This is a genomic window from Microbispora sp. GKU 823 (assembly GCF_002027145.1).
Classification (GTDB): Bacteria; Actinomycetota; Actinomycetes; order Streptosporangiales; family Streptosporangiaceae; genus Microbispora; species Microbispora siamensis.
In genome coordinates, this window is sequence record NZ_MWJN01000005.1 from 26,792 (window position 1) to 41,707 (window position 14,916).

General features: G+C 70.9%; 13 protein-coding genes and 1 pseudogene. 4 read left to right on the forward strand and 10 right to left on the reverse strand.

Annotated features, from left to right (window positions below; translation table 11 throughout):
- The first annotated feature begins 6 nt into the window (after nt 1-6).
- A pseudogene (locus B1L11_RS04345) lies at nt 7-1,330 on the forward strand (DUF58 domain-containing protein).
- 16 nt (nt 1,331-1,346) lie between these two features.
- Here B1L11_RS04345 and B1L11_RS04350 read toward each other — a convergent pair.
- Nucleotides 1,347-2,339, reverse strand: a complete 993-nt coding sequence (locus B1L11_RS04350; protein WP_079313284.1) for a stage II sporulation protein M — start codon at nt 2,337-2,339, stop codon at nt 1,347-1,349.
- A 165-nt stretch (nt 2,340-2,504) separates the two neighbouring features.
- Here B1L11_RS04350 and B1L11_RS04355 point away from each other — a divergent pair, with 165 nt between their 5' ends.
- Nucleotides 2,505-3,401 (forward strand): RDD family protein, encoded by an 897-nt coding sequence (locus B1L11_RS04355; protein WP_079313285.1) that lies wholly within the window; start codon nt 2,505-2,507, stop codon nt 3,399-3,401.
- A 153-nt stretch (nt 3,402-3,554) separates the two neighbouring features.
- On the opposite strand, the gene B1L11_RS04360 is transcribed toward B1L11_RS04355, so the two are convergent.
- Nucleotides 3,555-4,988: an LVIVD repeat-containing protein gene (locus B1L11_RS04360; protein WP_079313286.1), complete on the reverse strand. Its 1,434-nt coding sequence runs from the start codon at nt 4,986-4,988 to the stop codon at nt 3,555-3,557.
- Nucleotides 4,989-5,143: 155 nt separating this feature from the next.
- On the opposite strand from B1L11_RS04360, the gene B1L11_RS04365 reads away from it, so the two are divergent.
- Nucleotides 5,144-5,794, forward strand: coding sequence for a DUF305 domain-containing protein (locus B1L11_RS04365; RefSeq protein ID WP_256862213.1), 651 nt, complete (start codon nt 5,144-5,146; stop codon nt 5,792-5,794).
- Nucleotides 5,795-5,839: 45 nt separating this feature from the next.
- Here B1L11_RS04365 and B1L11_RS04370 read toward each other — a convergent pair whose 3' ends face one another.
- Both B1L11_RS04370 and ahcY read right to left on the reverse strand, forming a co-directional pair.
- Nucleotides 5,840-7,084: an adenosylhomocysteinase gene (locus B1L11_RS04370; protein WP_079313287.1), complete on the reverse strand. Its 1,245-nt coding sequence runs from the start codon at nt 7,082-7,084 to the stop codon at nt 5,840-5,842.
- A gap of 60 nt (nt 7,085-7,144) precedes the next feature.
- Entirely contained in the window at nt 7,145-8,572 is a 1,428-nt protein-coding gene (gene ahcY / locus B1L11_RS04375) for an adenosylhomocysteinase (protein WP_079313288.1), read from the reverse strand.
- 169 nt (nt 8,573-8,741) lie between these two features.
- On the opposite strand from ahcY, the gene B1L11_RS04380 reads away from it, so the two are divergent.
- Entirely contained in the window at nt 8,742-9,074 is a 333-nt protein-coding gene (locus B1L11_RS04380; RefSeq protein WP_079313289.1) for a MerR family transcriptional regulator, read from the forward strand.
- A 16-nt stretch (nt 9,075-9,090) separates the two neighbouring features.
- On the opposite strand, the gene B1L11_RS04385 is transcribed toward B1L11_RS04380, so the two are convergent.
- The 6 genes from B1L11_RS04385 to B1L11_RS04410 form a co-directional block, all read right to left on the reverse strand.
- Nucleotides 9,091-10,473, reverse strand: coding sequence for a DUF6114 domain-containing protein (locus B1L11_RS04385; RefSeq protein WP_143736948.1), 1,383 nt, complete (start codon nt 10,471-10,473; stop codon nt 9,091-9,093).
- 11 nt (nt 10,474-10,484) lie between these two features.
- Nucleotides 10,485-11,078, reverse strand: a complete 594-nt coding sequence (locus B1L11_RS04390; RefSeq protein WP_079313291.1) for a DUF6230 family protein — start codon at nt 11,076-11,078, stop codon at nt 10,485-10,487.
- 130 nt (nt 11,079-11,208) lie between these two features.
- Nucleotides 11,209-12,150 carry a cation diffusion facilitator family transporter gene (locus tag B1L11_RS04395; RefSeq protein WP_079313292.1) on the reverse strand — a complete coding sequence of 314 codons (942 nt, stop codon included), beginning with the start codon at nt 12,148-12,150 and terminating at the stop codon, nt 11,209-11,211.
- Nucleotides 12,151-12,198: 48 nt separating this feature from the next.
- Nucleotides 12,199-13,353 (reverse strand): SIS domain-containing protein, encoded by a 1,155-nt coding sequence (locus B1L11_RS04400; RefSeq protein ID WP_079313293.1) that lies wholly within the window; start codon nt 13,351-13,353, stop codon nt 12,199-12,201.
- Complete coding sequence (locus tag B1L11_RS04405; protein WP_076432865.1) at nt 13,350-13,523, reverse strand: Trm112 family protein; 174 nt, start codon at nt 13,521-13,523, stop codon at nt 13,350-13,352. The genes B1L11_RS04400 and B1L11_RS04405 overlap by 4 nt, the downstream gene beginning before the upstream one ends.
- A gap of 4 nt (nt 13,524-13,527) precedes the next feature.
- Nucleotides 13,528-14,883 (reverse strand): phosphomannomutase/phosphoglucomutase, encoded by a 1,356-nt coding sequence (locus B1L11_RS04410; RefSeq protein WP_079313294.1) that lies wholly within the window; start codon nt 14,881-14,883, stop codon nt 13,528-13,530.
- Between the last annotated feature and the right edge of the window lie 33 nt (nt 14,884-14,916).

A 14,916-nucleotide genomic window follows, 5' to 3' on the forward strand; every position in this document is an offset into this window, starting at 1 on the left:
GGCCGCGTGGCGCTGACCGGACGCGCGGGACTGCTCGCCGCCCTCGCCGCGATCGTCGTGCTCCTCGCCCCCGAGCCCGGCCTGGTCGTGCTGGCCGCTGCGCTCGTGCTCACCGTGCTCGTGGCGGCCGACCTGCTGCTCGCGGGCGCGTGCGCGGGCTGCGGTTCCAGCGCGACGGCGAACGGCGGGTGCGGCTCGGCAGTCGGCGGCGATCGGCCTCGTGGTGGACAACCCGGGCCCGCGGCGGGTCCGGGGCGTGCTGCGGGACGCCTGGCAGCCCTCGGCCGGGGCCGCCGTGCGCCGGGTGACGCTCGACGTGCCGGCTCGCCAGCGGCGGCGCCTGGTCACGACGCTGACGCCCACCCGCAGGGGCGACCGGGAGGCCGTCGCCGTGACGGTCCGCTCGGTCGGACCGCTGGGCCTGGCGGCGCGGCAGCGGACGTTCCACGTGCCGTGGACCGTCCGGGTGCTGCCGCCGTTCCTCAGCCGCAGGCACCTGCCGGCGCGGCTGGCCCGGCTGCGCGAGCTCGACGGACGGCACCCCGCGCTGGTGCGCGGCCAGGGCACCGAGTTCGACTCGCTGCGCGAGTACGTGGTGGGCGACGACGTCCGCTCGATCGACTGGCGGGCGAGCGCCCGGCGCAGCGACGTCGTCGTGCGCACCTGGCGGCCCGAGCGCGACCGCCGCGTGCTGATCGTGCTCGATACGGGCCGCACCTCCGCGGGGCGGGTCGGCGTGGCGCCTGTCGGCGGTGACCGGCTCTCCGGCTGGCCGCGTCTGGACTGGTCGATGGACGCCGCGCTGCTGCTGGCCGCGCTCGCCGCGCGGGCCGGCGACCGCGTCGACTTCCTCGCCTACGACCGGGCCGTACGGGCCCAGGTGTCCGGCGCGTCGCGCACGGAACTGCTGTCGTCGCTGGTGAACGCGATGGCGCCGATCGAGGCGGAGCTGGTCGAGGCCGACGCCGCCGGGATGGTGGCGGCCGTGCTGTCCAGGGCCAGGCGGCGCTGCCTGGTCGTGCTGCTGACCGACCTGAACGCCACGGCCATGGAAGAGGGCCTGCTGCCCGTGCTGCCCGGCCTGTCGTCCCGGCACATGGTCCTGGTGGCCTCGGTCGCCGATCCACGGGTGGCCGGCATGGCGGCCGGGCGCGGCACCGCCGAGGCCGTCTACGACGCCGCGGCGGCCGAGCGGCTGCGCGGCGAGCGGCGCGAGATCACCGCGGTGCTGCGCCGCCACGGCGTGGAGGTCGTGGACGCCCTGCCCGAGGACGTCGCCCCGGCGCTCGCCGACGCGTACCTCGCTCTGAAGGCCGCCGGTCGGCTCTGAGTCTCCCGCGGTGGTCTCAGGAGGTCGGGGCGAGGTCGGGGGCGTGCTCGATGTCCCCCGTCTCGTTCGCGCGTTCCGCCCGGCGGCCGAAGACGATCACGTACGCGAGGAAGAGCACCTCCGCGAGGGCCCCGATCGAGATGCGCGCCCAGGTCGGCAGGCCCGACGGGGTGACCCCCGCCTCGATGAGCCCGGAGACGAACAGCACCACGACCAGGCCGAGCGCGACGCTCATCACGGCCCTGCCCTGCTCGGCCAGCGCCTCCGCGCGCCGCCTCGGGCCGGGGTCGACGACGGTCCAGCCGAGGCGCATCCCGGCGCCCGCCGCCAGGAAGACAGCGGTCAGCTCCAGCATGCCGTGCGGCAGGATCAGGCCCCAGAACACGTCCGCCTTGCCGTGCGCGTGCATGAGACCACCGATCAGGCCGACGTTCAGCGCGTTCTGCAGCAGGACGTACGGGATGAACACGCCGAGCAGGATCGCGGAGACCACGACCTGCATGGACAGCCAGGCGTTGTTCAGCCACACGTGCCCGGCGAACGACGCGGCCGGGTTCTCCGAGTAGTAGTCGGCGAAGTCGTGCTCGACGAGTTGCCTGATCTCCTCGGGCGTGCCGACCACGGCCTGCACGCCCGGGTCGTTCGCCACCCACACGCCCACGACGTACGCGACCGCGAGTGAGGCCACTGTGGCGCCGATCCACCATCGGCGCGCCCGGTAGGCCACCACGGGGAACGACACCGTGAAGAACCGGACGACCTCTCGCCAGGCCGGGCTGTGGGCGCCGGTGACGGCCGCGCGGGCCCTCGCCACCAGCGACGACAGGCGTCCGACGAGAAGGGCGTCGGACGACCCCGACCGCACGATGGACAGGTGGGTCGCCGCCCGCTGGTAGAGCTCGACCAGTTCGTCGACCTCCGCGCCGCGCAGCCTGCGCTGCCGCCGTACGAGATCGTCCAACCGGTCCCAGGACGGCTTGCTCGCGGCGACGAACGCATCGATGTCCACGGATCGGACCCTATCGGCGGTAGCCGCGAGGTGCGCGGCCGTGTCTGGACTGAGGAGCGCGCGCAGCGAGGAACGAGCGAGCACGCACCGAGGGAAGACACGGACTGTCGGCGCCCGAGCCGCCGTGCCGAAGGCGTGGCAATCAAACACAGTAGGGTGCGCAGTGTGTCCGAAGTCGTGACCGGCGAGGCGGTCGTCGTAGAGGTTCGCGTCGCCCAGCTCCCCAGCCGCGCCCTGGCCTTCCTCATCGACTGGGCCGTCCAGTGGGCCGTCATCATCCTGGCCGTCGTGCTGGTCGCGCAGGCGTCCCTGGTGACCGACGAGTCGCTGGCCACCGGGCTGCTCATCCTGTTCGTCGTGCTGGTCACGGTGGGCTACCCGGTCGCGTTCGAGACGATCACCAGGGGCCGCTCGCTGGGCAAGCTCGCCCTCGGCCTGCGCGTGGTGAGCGACGACGGCGGGCCGGAGCGCTTCCGGCAGGCGCTGTTCCGCGGGCTCGCCGGGTTCCTGGAGTTCTGGACGTTCGTCGGCGCCCCCGCGCTCATCACGTCGCTCCTCAACCAGCGCGGCAAGCGCCTCGGGGACGTGTTCGCCGGGACGACCGTCATCGGGGAGCGTTCGCCGCACCAGGCGCCGCCGCCGGAGATGCCTCCGCCGCTCGCGTCGTGGGCCGCGACGCTGGAGCTGTCCGGGCTGTCCGACGACCTGGCCAACACCGCCCGGCAGTACCTGTCCCGGTGGCACCAGCTCAGCCCGCGGATGCGCGAGGAGATGGGGCTGCGCGTGGCCGGGCAGATCAGCGCGCAGGTGGCGCCGCCGCCCCCGCCCGGCGTTCCGCCGTACGCCTATCTGGCCGCCGTGCTGGCCGAGCGCAGGCGCCGCGAGGAGATGCGGCTCGCCCGGGCCCGTTCCACGCCCCCGCCGTACGGCCCACAGGGGTACGGCGCGCAGGGGCACCGGGTGCCGGCGCCTCCCCCGCCGCCACCGCCGCAGCCGAGGGAGGCGGGACCGCCGCACGGAGAGGCTCCGAGGACATCGGGCGGATTTGTTCCTCCCGTTTAGGTGTAGATCCCGATTTGCGGGGCACCTGTGGTCATTGCAGGTCATGGGGCATACCTGCAGTGGGGTTGAGGCGGGCATCGCCGGTGCGTTGCGGGAGAGGCCGCACCGGAGATGCCCGCCTCCTTGTATCACTCGGACGGGTCACTCAGGCTTTCAGTGGCCGCCAGGCACACCCTCGCCGTGCTCACGGTACGAGCCCTGGCTCTGCACGTTGAGGATGTCCATCTTCACGCTGCCGGCCTGGTTCGTACGCGAATCGTTGATCTTCAGGACGTCGAGTCCCAAGTTGAAGTCGCTGCCGTAGATGTAGCCGTTGTAGTAGTACGCCGACCAGAAGCCGCCGCTCAGCGGCTGCGACCACGGGCCGCGCTCGAAGTAGCCGATCTCCTGCGGGTGGGCCGAGTCGGTGAAGTCCCAGATCGAGACGCCGCCCTGGTACCACGCCTGCACCATGATGTCGCGGCCCTTGACCGGGATCAGCGAGCCGTTGTGCGCGACGCAGTTCTCGGTGTCCGCCTGATAGCGGCCGATCTTGAAGTAGCTCCTGAAGGTGAGCTTGTTGCCGGGGGCGATGTCGTAGATGGCGTCGGCGCCGCGGTTCGGGCCGATCGCCTCGTTGCAGGTGGCCCGGGAGCCGCCGCCGAGCTCGTCGGTGAAGACCACCTTGGTGCCGTCGTTGTTGAACGTCGCGGAGTGCCAGAAGGCGAAGTTCTCGTCGTCGCGGACGACGTCGAGAACCTTCGGGTGCTCGAGGTCACGGATGTCCATCAGGATGCCGTCGCCCATGCAGGCGCCCGCCGCCAGGCCCTTCTCGGGGTAGGCGGTGATGTCGTGGCAGCCCTCCGTCGCCGACGTGCGGTACGGGTACTGCTTGCCCGGCTCACCGGGGTTGCCGCCGTCCGGGAACAGCACCGGCGTCGCGATGACGGACGCGGCGGTGGGGTTCTTGAGCGGCACCCTGACGATCGAGATCAGGTCGTGCGGCGGCTGGCAGTCGGGGAAGGTCGCCAGCGGTGCGTAGGAGGAGACGTAGACGTAGACGTTCTCACCGGTCTTGTCCGGCACGAGCGTGTGGGTGTGGGACCCGCAGTTCGTCTCCACCGACTTGATGTACTTCGGATTCGACTTGTCGCTGACGTCGAAGATGCGGATGCCCTCCCATGACTCCTTGACCGACGCCGGCTGTGCCGTGCTGGAGCACGAGTCGTTGTTGCGGGAGGAGTCGACGGAGCCGATCAGTAGGTCGCCGTACACGGACATGTCCATCTGGGAGCCGGGGCAGACCACCGAGCTCACCACTGCCGGCTGCTTCGGGTTCCTGATGTCGAAGATCGTGAACCCGCCGTAGTTGCCGACGTAGGCGTAGTCGCCCTGGAAGGCGATGTCGGTGTTGATGGTGCCGGCCAGGGCGGCCGGGGTCGGCACGTTCGCGACGTGCGTGACGTTCGCGCTCATCGCGATCTCGTCCGGGGCCAGCACGTCGGCGGCCTGCGCGGGGCCCGCGGACAGGGCCAGGACGACCGCCGCTCCTGCCACGGCCAGCGCACGACCGCTGCGGCGTAAGGTGAACAACTTGCTGTCCTCCATATAAGAGGGAGATAAATGATCAGATCGTCACCTTTGACAGGGATGTCCCGCCAGTTGTCAATCTGTCAAGAAAACTGGCACATGTAGGCCTTTGACCAATTGCCCATGTCGGGTTAGCGTCGTGATCTCTATACGCTCCGTGACAGGGAGGCAGGGTGCGAATCGCATGGCAGGGCGGGGCGCGGCTGGGGCTCGTCCTCGTGGCCGGTGCCGCGTTCTTCCTGAGCGCCTGCGCGGAGGACGTACGCGGAAGTGCCCCCGTCTCGACCGCCCCCGTGATCGCGCCCGGCCGGCCCGGCGAGGAGGCCAGGACCCTGAGCCCGGCCGAGGCCGCCACCGCGGTCCCCTCCCCCTCCGTGAACGCGGCCGACGTGCGGTACGTCCAGGACATGATCGTCCACCATCGGCAGGCACTGGACATGACGGCCCTGGTGCCCGCACGTGCCTCCTCTCCGAAGCTCAAGGCGCTCGCGGACCGCATCCACGACGTGCAGGAGCCGGAGATCCGGGCCATGACGACCTGGCTGGACCAGGAACGCCTCCCCCGGCCCGACCATCACGCGAGCCACGAGGGCATGCCGGGCATGGCCTCCCCGGAGCAGATGAACGCGCTCAGGGCGGCGTCCGGCGCCGCGTTCGACAGCCTGTTCCTCCAGCTGATGGTCGCCCACCACGAGGGCGCGATCACGATGGCCACCACGGTGCTCACCGAGGGCTCGCACCTCACCGTCGAGCAGTGGGCCACGGACGTGATCGCCGAGCAGACCGCCGAGATCCGGCGGATGCGCGAGATGCAGGGGACCTGACGCCTTCTCCGTGCCGCGGGGGACGGTCGACGGTCTGCTGAAGGATTAGGACCCGATGCGCCAGGAGTGGAGATACTCCTCCTGCACGTCGGTGAGCGCGTCGATCGAGATCCCGGCGGCGGCGAGCTTCAGGCGAGCCACCTCGGCGTCGATGTCGGCCGGGACGTCGTACACGCCGGGTTCCAGCCGGGCCGACTCCCGGACCAGCCACGCGACGGCGAGCGCCTGGGCGGAGAACGACATGTCCATCACCGCGGCCGGGTGGCCCTCGGCGGCGGTCAGGTTCACCAGGCGCCCCTCGGCGAGCAGCAGCAGCCTGCGGCCGTCCTCCAGGACGTACTCGTCGGTGTTGGGCCGGATCCCGAAGCGCACCTCGCGCGCCATCTCCTCCAGCGCCCGTACGTCGATCTCGACGTCGAAGTGGCCCGCGTTCGCGAGGATCGCGCCGTCCTTCATGACGGCCAGGTGCTCGGCGCGGATGACGTCACGGTTGCCGGTGACGGTCACGAACACGTCGCCGGTCTCGGCGGCCAGGCTCATCGGCCGTACGTCGTAGCCCTGGAGGGCGGCGTCGAGGGCCTTGACCGGGTCGATCTCGGTGACGATGACCCGCGCGCCGAGGCCCTTGGCCCGCTCCGCGACGCCCCGCCCGCAGAAGCCGAAGCCCGCGACGACCACGGTGCGGCCCGCCAGCAGGACGTTGGTGGCCCGCATGATGCCGTCGAGCGTCGACTGGCCGGTGCCGTAACGGTTGTCGAACATCCGCTTGGTCCGGGTGTCGTTCACCGCGACCATCGGGAAGCGCAGCGCGTTCTCGGAGGCCATCTGGCGCAGCCGGATGATCCCGGTCGTGGTCTCCTCACAGCCGCCGATCACGCCGTCGAGGAGTTCGACCCGCTCGATGTGCAGGGTGTTGACGAGGTCGCATCCGTCGTCGAGCACGACGTTCGGCGCGATGTCGAGCGCCTGGTGAATGTGCCGGTAGTAGGTCGCCTTGTCCACCCCGGCGCGGGCGTGCACGGCGATTCCGTACGTTCTCAGCGCCTCGGCGACGTCGTCCTGCGTGGACAGGGGGTTGGACGCGGCCAGGGCGATCTGGGCGCCGCCCTCCCGCAGCGCCCCGAGGAGCACCGCCGTCTCGGCGGTCACGTGCATGCAGGCGGCGATGCGCAGGCCGTCGAGCGGCCGGTCGGCGCCGAAACCGGCGCCGATCGCCTGGAGGACCGGCATCGACCGGGCCGCCCACTCGATGCGCCGCTCCCCGGCCTCCGCGATGTCCGGCTGAATCACGCCGTCTGCCTCCTGACGAGGGGCGCGGGCCGGGCCCGCGCCCCCGTCGTGTGAGTCGCCTCAGTAGCGGTAGTGGTCCGGCTTGTACGGGCCCTCGACGTCGACGCCGATGTACTCCGCCTGCTTCTTGCTGAGCTTGGTCAGCTTCACGCCGAGCGCGTCGAGGTGGAGGCGGGCGACCTTCTCGTCGAGGTGCTTGGGCAGCACGTACACGCCGACCGGGTAGTCGTCGGTCTTCGTGAACAGCTCGATCTGCGCGATGACCTGGTTGGTGAACGAGTTCGACATGACGAACGACGGGTGGCCGGTGGCGCAGCCGAGGTTCATCAGGCGGCCCTCGGCGAGCACGATGATCGAGTGCCCGTCGGGGAACACCCACTCGTCGACCTGCGGCTTGATGTTGACCTTCTTGATGCCCGGGATGCGGGCCAGGCCGGCCATGTCGATCTCGTTGTCGAAGTGGCCGATGTTGGACACGATCGCCTGGTGCTTCATCTGCGCCATGTGCTCGGCGCTGATGATGCCGTAGTTGCCGGTGCAGGTGACGAAGATGTCCGCGATGCCGACGACCTCCTCCAGGGTGGTGACCTGGAAGCCGTCCATGGCGGCCTGGAGCGCGCAGATCGGGTCGATCTCGGTGACGATGACCCGGGCGCCCTGGCCGCGCAGCGCGTCGGCGCAGCCCTTGCCCACGTCGCCGTAGCCGCAGACCACGGCGACCTTGCCGCCGATCAGCACGTCGGTGGCGCGGTTGAGGCCGTCGATCACCGAGTGGCGGCAGCCGTACTTGTTGTCGAACTTCGACTTGGTCACCGAGTCGTTGACGTTGATCGCCGGGAACAGGAGCGTGCCGGACTTGTGCATCTCGTAGAGGCGGTGCACGCCGGTCGTGGTCTCCTCGGTTACACCCTTGATGCCCTCGGCCACGCGGGTCCACCACTTGTCCTCGGAGACCGTACGGCGGAGCGTGTCGAGGATGACCGCCCACTCCTCGGGGTCGTCCTCACCGGCGACCGGCACGGCGCCGGCCTTCTCGAACTCCACACCCTTGTGCACGAGCAGCGTGGCGTCGCCGCCGTCGTCCAGGATCATGTTGGGGCCGGAGCCGTCGGGCCAGCGGAGGGCCTGCTCGGTGCACCACCAGTACTCCTCGAGCGTCTCGCCCTTCCAGGCGAAGACCGGGACACCGGAGGGGTTGTCCACCGTGCCGTCCGGGCCGACGACGACCGCGGCGGCGGCGTGGTCCTGGGTGGAGAAGATGTTGCAGCTCACCCAGCGGACGTCGGCGCCGAGCGCGACCAGCGTCTCGATCAGCACGGCGGTCTGGATCGTCATGTGCAGGGAGCCCATGATCTTCGCGCCGCGCAGCGGCTGGGCCGCGGCGTACTCCTTGCGGGTCGCCATGAGGCCCGGCATCTCGTGCTCCGCGAGGCGGATCTCTTTGCGGCCGAATTCCGCAAGCGAAAGGTCGGCGACCTTGAAGTCCATGAGTGTCTCCTCCGTTGTCCGTCGGTGCGAGTTTAGGCGTCGCGGACGCACGAACGCATACGGAGGCGTGCGAACCTGACACAAGAATGTGAGATTCCCTCGCCGACGGGTGCCGGAGGGTCGCTGGACTGTCTAGCGTGGACCCCAGGGAACGGGGACCGGAGGCACGATGCGCATCACCGAGGCGGCCAGGCGGCTCGGCATGTCCCCCCGGATGTTGCGCTACCGGGAGGCTCTCGGCCTGCTGCCGCCCGTACGGGACAAGGGCGCCCATCGGCGCTTCGGGCCCGACGAGCTGGAGGCGGTGCGTCAGGCGATGGAGCTGGAGCGGCGGTTCGACGTCTCCCCGGCCGAGCTGGCCTTCGCGCTGCGTGCGCTGTCCGAGCCCGCGGTGGCCCAGGCCGTACGCGACCTCGGCGTGCGCATCGGGCGTATCCAGGCGCCGCGCCGGGCGCTGGACTTCGAGAAGGAGAAGGCCCTGCGGCTGCTACGGCACCGGTGAGTCAGGCGCTCGGAGGTCAGGCGCCGACCACGAGGTGGAGGTCGTCCGCGCGCAGGGAGTCGGCCGTGACGTACGGCTGCTCGCTGACGATGTCGGTCATCGTCAGCGGGACGTTCAGGGACGGCACCAGTTTGAGTGCCCTGACCAGGAGGTTCGGGTGATCCGCCGTGAACTCCTGGGGCACGCCGAGGAGCTTGGCGGTCATCTTCGTCGTGCAGATCACCACGTTGCCCTCGAAGGTGAACGCGCTGCCGGTCAGCGTCGTCGAGCCCATCGTCTGCTGGGGCCGCTCCAGCACGGCCTTGTCCATGGTGAAGCGGAGCATCTTGACCGTGCCGGTCGCAGTGGGCATCTTGACCACGCCGGTGAACTTCATCCCGGTCATGGTCAGCGAGGGCGCGCGGACGGCGGCCGTCTCGGTCGCGACCGTCACCGCTCCCAATGCGCCGCCGCCGGGCGTGGAAGAGCCCTCCGGTCCGTCCTCGCCGTTCTGCCCGGGCGACGGTGAGGGGCTCTTCCTGCCGGTGAGCGACCCCACGGCGTCCTGCAGATCCGAGGGCAGGCCCGAAGGGACCGCGCTGGGCAGGACGCCGCCGAGGACGTCGGACAGGCCGCTGGGAACGGCGCTCGGGACGACGCCGGGCAGGAGAGAGCCGCCCTGCCCGTCCGGTGCGGGGTCCTCCCGGGCCATGCCCGTCCCGGCCGCCAGGATGACGGGCAGCACGGCGATGGCCAGCGCCTTGGCCGCGGGACCCGGACCGGTGTCCCCGCGCCCGCCGCCGTCCGGCCGTACGCCTCCGTCGTCGTGGCCCTCACCAGAGCCCTCACCGGAGCCGTCGGGACCGTCATCGGGGCCGTCACCGGGGTCTTGTAAGGCGGGATCGGCTTCGCGGCGGACGCGGGCGACCAGGACGCGCGGGGCCTCGTCCGCGGGTTCTGCGGGCTGCTGCGGCCAGGTGGCCTCCAGGCGCTCGTCGCCGCTGACCACCCGGCGCTCGGTGAAGGTGATTCCCCCTTCCGACAGCACGGGCGGCGCGGCGGGCTCGATCGGCGCCCCGCCGGCCTCGGTGGTCTCCGCGGGTGCCCAGGCGACCGCGAGCGCGCCTCCGACCAGGCCGAGCAGCATGCCGATCAGGAAGCCGCCGAGGTTGGCGTAGACGAACGACGCGATCGAGACCAGTACGGCGACCACGCCGAGGAAGGCCCGCTGGCCGGGCTGGAGCCAGATCATCAGGCCCAGGATGATCAGCACCAGCGCGATCAGGTAGGTGGCGCCGACCGTGCCCGACTGGATGACGAGCGGCAGGGCCTGCGTCGCGAACGGGATGCTCAGCAGTTCGAGACCGGCCGCGAGCACCAGCAGGCCGCCCCAGAACGGCCGCGACCGCCGCCATTTCACCGGCCGCTCCATCAGAAGCACTCGTGCTCGCCCGGCTCCACGGCCAGCTTCAGCCCCGGCAGCTTGAACGTGGCCGCGTTGACCGCCCAGGAGACCTGCCGGAAGTCCTTGATGGTGATCCCGCTCGCCTGCTGGCCGAACATGCCCGCCGCGCCCTGGCCGTCCGGCAACTGGTCGAGGGCGCTGGCGTCGCGGCCCGCCTCCAGCTTCGTGAAGACCGCGTTGCCCTCGATCTGGGTGGCGTCCACGATCATGTTCTCGGCGGTCACCGGGTCCTTGCCGGTGCCTGCGGTGATCCGGATGGTCACGGCGCCGACGGGCGACTTCACCAGCACCGTCTGGCACATGTTGGTCAGGGTGGCCTTCCGGATGCCGGAGACGGCGACCGGGATCTTCTGGCCCTTCTTGTTCTCGACCGTGCTGCCGTACTGCACGAAGCCCTGGCCCTGCAGCGTGTCGGCGGAGACCTTGAACGTGTCACCCGAGACCACGAACGACGCGCCGATCGCCCCCTCGGCGGTCGCGCCGACCAGCACGGAGGCGACCGCGAGCGCGGGCACGAAGACGAGAGCGAATCGTTTCCACCGCACGCGTCCCTGAATCATGAGTCACCTCCGGGGTAACCAGCCGTAATGTAAGGGTAAAGTTACCGACCGGTACCGCCAGGGCTGAAGTGACTGTGCATCACATTTCAATTACGGTGCGCAGTGAGAAACGGCTCCCCGTAACGGGGGGTTATGCGCCGGTACGCTGCCCCGAGGCGGCGTCCGCCCGGTAGAGGTCCGGCTCCAGGTAGATGACCCGAGCCATCGGAACCGCCTCGCGGATGCGCCGTTCGGCCTCGTCGATGCCTCGCGCCACCTCGCCGGCGGTGTCGTCGTGCTCCACCGCGATCTTGGCGGCGACCAGCAGTTCCTCCGGGCCGAGGTGCAGGGTGCGCAGGTGGATGACCCGGCTGACCTCGGGCGCGGACTCCAGGGCGGCGCAGATCTTGTCCTCGACCTCGGGCGTCGCGCTCTCACCGATCAGCAGCGACTTGGTCTCGGCGGCCAGGATGACCGCGATCACCGCGAGCAGCAGGCCGATGACGAGGCTGCCCACACCGTCCCACGCGCCGTTGCCGGTGACCACGGCCATCGTCACGCCGAACAACGCGAAGATCAGACCGAGTAGCGCGCCGAAGTCCTCAAGCAGCACCACGGGAAGTTCGGGGGCCTTCGCCCGGCGGATGAACGCCACCCAGGATTGGTCGCCCTTGAGCGCGCTCGACTCCTTGATGGCCGTGCGGAACGAGAAGCCCTCGGCGACGATCGCGAAGACCAGCACCGCGAAGGCCCAGACCGGCGACTCCACGGGCTGCGGGTCGGCGATCTTGTGCCAGCCCTCGTACAGGGAGAACAGGGCGCCGATCGTGAACAGCACGACGGCGACGACGAACGCGTAGAAGTAGCGCTCCCGGCCGTAGCCGAAGGGGTGCTTGCGGGTCCTCCCCTTGGCGGCGCGCTTGCCGCCGAGCATCAGCAGCGCCTGGTTGCCGGAGTCGGCCACGGAGTGGACCGACTCGGCGAGCATCGACGACGACCCCGTGAACAGGAACGCCACGAACTTCGCCACGGCGATCGCCAGATTGGCGCCGAGCGCCGCGAGGATCGCCTTGGTACCGCCACCCGCACTCACGTTGAACTCCTCAATTCGATCGGCCGAGGCGATCCTATTGGGAAATCCCTATTGGGAAATCCTGGCCTGGAGCTCCGTCGCCGCCGCGGCGGACGCCGGATCCATCCCGTACCCGAGAGCGAGGTAGACACTCGCGTAGTCGCACAGGCCGACCAGGGCGGCGAACCGGTCCAGCGGGTGCACGCCCTCGGCCAGGATCTCGGACACCGGAACCCCCCGGTCCTCGGCCAGCCGTACGGCGGCCGTGCGGGACCTGGTCACCTGCGGGTGCTCCTCCACGTCGCGCAGCAGCAGCAGGCGCAGGCGCGCACCCTCCCCCGGCTCGTCGGCGAACGGGTCGGCGAAGATGTCCCGCCCGGCGAGGGGGCCGTCGAACGTCACGATCTGGTTGTGGGCGGCCTCGGGCAGCTCCCCCCAGACCGCCGGGTAGCCCGCGTCCTCGCTCAGCCGGCCGGCCAGGCGGTGGGCCGCCACCGCGGCGAGCGGCGAGGTGCCCCAGATGACCGGAAGCGTCCCGGCCAGTTCCATCGCCAGCGTCTTGCCGGGATTGATGAACGACTCGCTCGACGGGCGGCACCGATGGGCCAGGTCCTCCAGCCGCTTGGCCACCGACTCGAACTCGCTCTCTCCGGCCGAGACCAGCCCGAGCGCAGCCGCCGCCAGGATCGGCGGCACCATGAGCGACCACAGCGTGGCCCTGGGCTGCCCGGCCACCCCGGTCGCCCCGCCCACCGGCACGTACGGCCCGCCCGCCCGCTCGACCAGGGCCGACAGCGGCGTGTCGGGCGTGCCCACGCCGACGAGCGCGCACCCGCGCCGTACGGCCTCGGCGGTAACGGCGACGGTCTCCTCGGTCCTGCCGGAGCGGGAGACCGCGATGACGAGATCGGCGGCGCCGACCCAGCCGGGCAGCCGGTGGCCGCGCACCGTCACCACCGGGACCGGGGCGCCGTAGCGGCACAGCGCCTCGAGCACGTCGCCCACGAGAGCGGAGGCGCCCATGCCCGCCACGACGATCGCGCGGGGGCGGCCGTCCCGGCCGACCCGCGCCACGCCGTTCTCCACCGCCGACCGGTACGCCGCCCGCACCTGGGCGGCCGACGACGCGACGGAGCGGAGCATGCCGGAGGGGTCGCCCTCCACCAGATATGCCTGGTCGTCGAGCCGGTCGGGCTCGAACCGGGCCCCTCCGGCAACGCTCATGCCTTGCGGGCCTCGTCGACGAGGAGGACCGGGATGTCGTCACGCACCGGATAGACCAGCCCGCACGACTCCGAGGTGCAGGCCAGCTCGTCCGCGTCGGGCACGGCGCGGAGCGGGGACTTGCACGCCGGGCAGGCGAGGATGTCCAGCAGCCAGTCGTCGATCTTCAACTCGTCAGCTCCTTACCACGGCGAGCACTTCGTCGCGGACCGCGGCGACCTTCTCCTCGTCGCCGGCCTCCGCGTTGAGCCGGAGCAGCGGCTCGGTGTTGGACGGACGCAGGTTGAACCACCAGTCCGGACCGCTGACGGTGAGTCCGTCCAGCTCGTCGAAGGTAACACCCTCCCGGCCCGCGAAGGTCTCGCGTACCCGGGCCAGGGCGCCGGCCTGGTCCTCGACCCTGCTGTTGATCTCCCCGGACGCGGCGTAGCGCGAGTACTGGGCCAGCACCTCCGACAGCGGCCGGTCCTGCTCGCCCAGCGCGGCGAGCACGTGCAGTGCGGCCAGCATGCCCGAGTCGGCGAACCAGAAGTCGCGGAAGTAGTAGTGGGCCGAGTGCTCGCCGCCGAAGACGGCGCCGGTGCGGGCCATCTCCGCCTTGATGAACGAGTGGCCGACGCGGGTGCGAACGGGCTTGCCGCCGTGCTCGCCGACGATCTCCGGCACGCCCTTGGAGGTGATCAGGTTGTGGATGATCGTGGCGCCGGGGTTCTTGGCCAGCTCCCGCACCGCGACCAGCGCCGTGATCGTGGAAGGCGAGACCGACTCGCCCCGCTCGTCGATGACCCAGCACCGGTCGGCGTCGCCGTCGAAGGCGATGCCGATGTCCGCCCCCTGCGAGACGACCGCCTTCTGCAGGTCGCGCAGGTTCTCCGGCTCGATCGGGTTGGCCTCGTGGTTGGGGAAGCTGCCGTCGAGCTCGAAGTAGAGCGGGGTCAGCTCGATCGGCAGGCCCTTGAAGACCTCCGGGACGGTGTAGCCGCCCATGCCGTTTCCGGCGTCCACGACCACCTTCAGCGGCCGGATGCCCGACAGGTCGACCAGCGTCTTGAGGTGGGCGGCGTAGCCTTCCAGCAGGTTCCGCTCGGTCACCGCGCCCTTGCCGGGGTCGCCGCCCAATCCCGCGTCGAGCAGTTCGGCCGCGCGGTCGCGGATCTGCAACAGGCCGGTGTCGGTGCCCACCGGCACGGCGCCCGCCCGGCACATCTTCATGCCGTTGTACTTGGCCGGGTTGTGGCTCGCGGTGAACATGACACCCGGCAGGTCGAGGCTGCCGCTGGCGTAGTAGAGCATGTCGGTCGAGCCGAGCCCGGCGTTGATCACGTCGGCGCCCCGGGAGGTGGCCCCGCGCGCGAACGCCGCGGCCAGCGGGCCGGACGAGGTGCGCATGTCGTGCGCCGTCACCACCGAGGACGCGCCGGTCAACTCGACGAAGGCCGCCCCGACGGCCTGTGCGATCTCCTCGTCGAGTTCGTCCGGCACCACGCCGCGCACGTCGTACGCCTTGAAGATCCTGCTGAGGTCGGCCACTGCACGCCCCTAAAAGTCGTTAAGTCTTCGCAC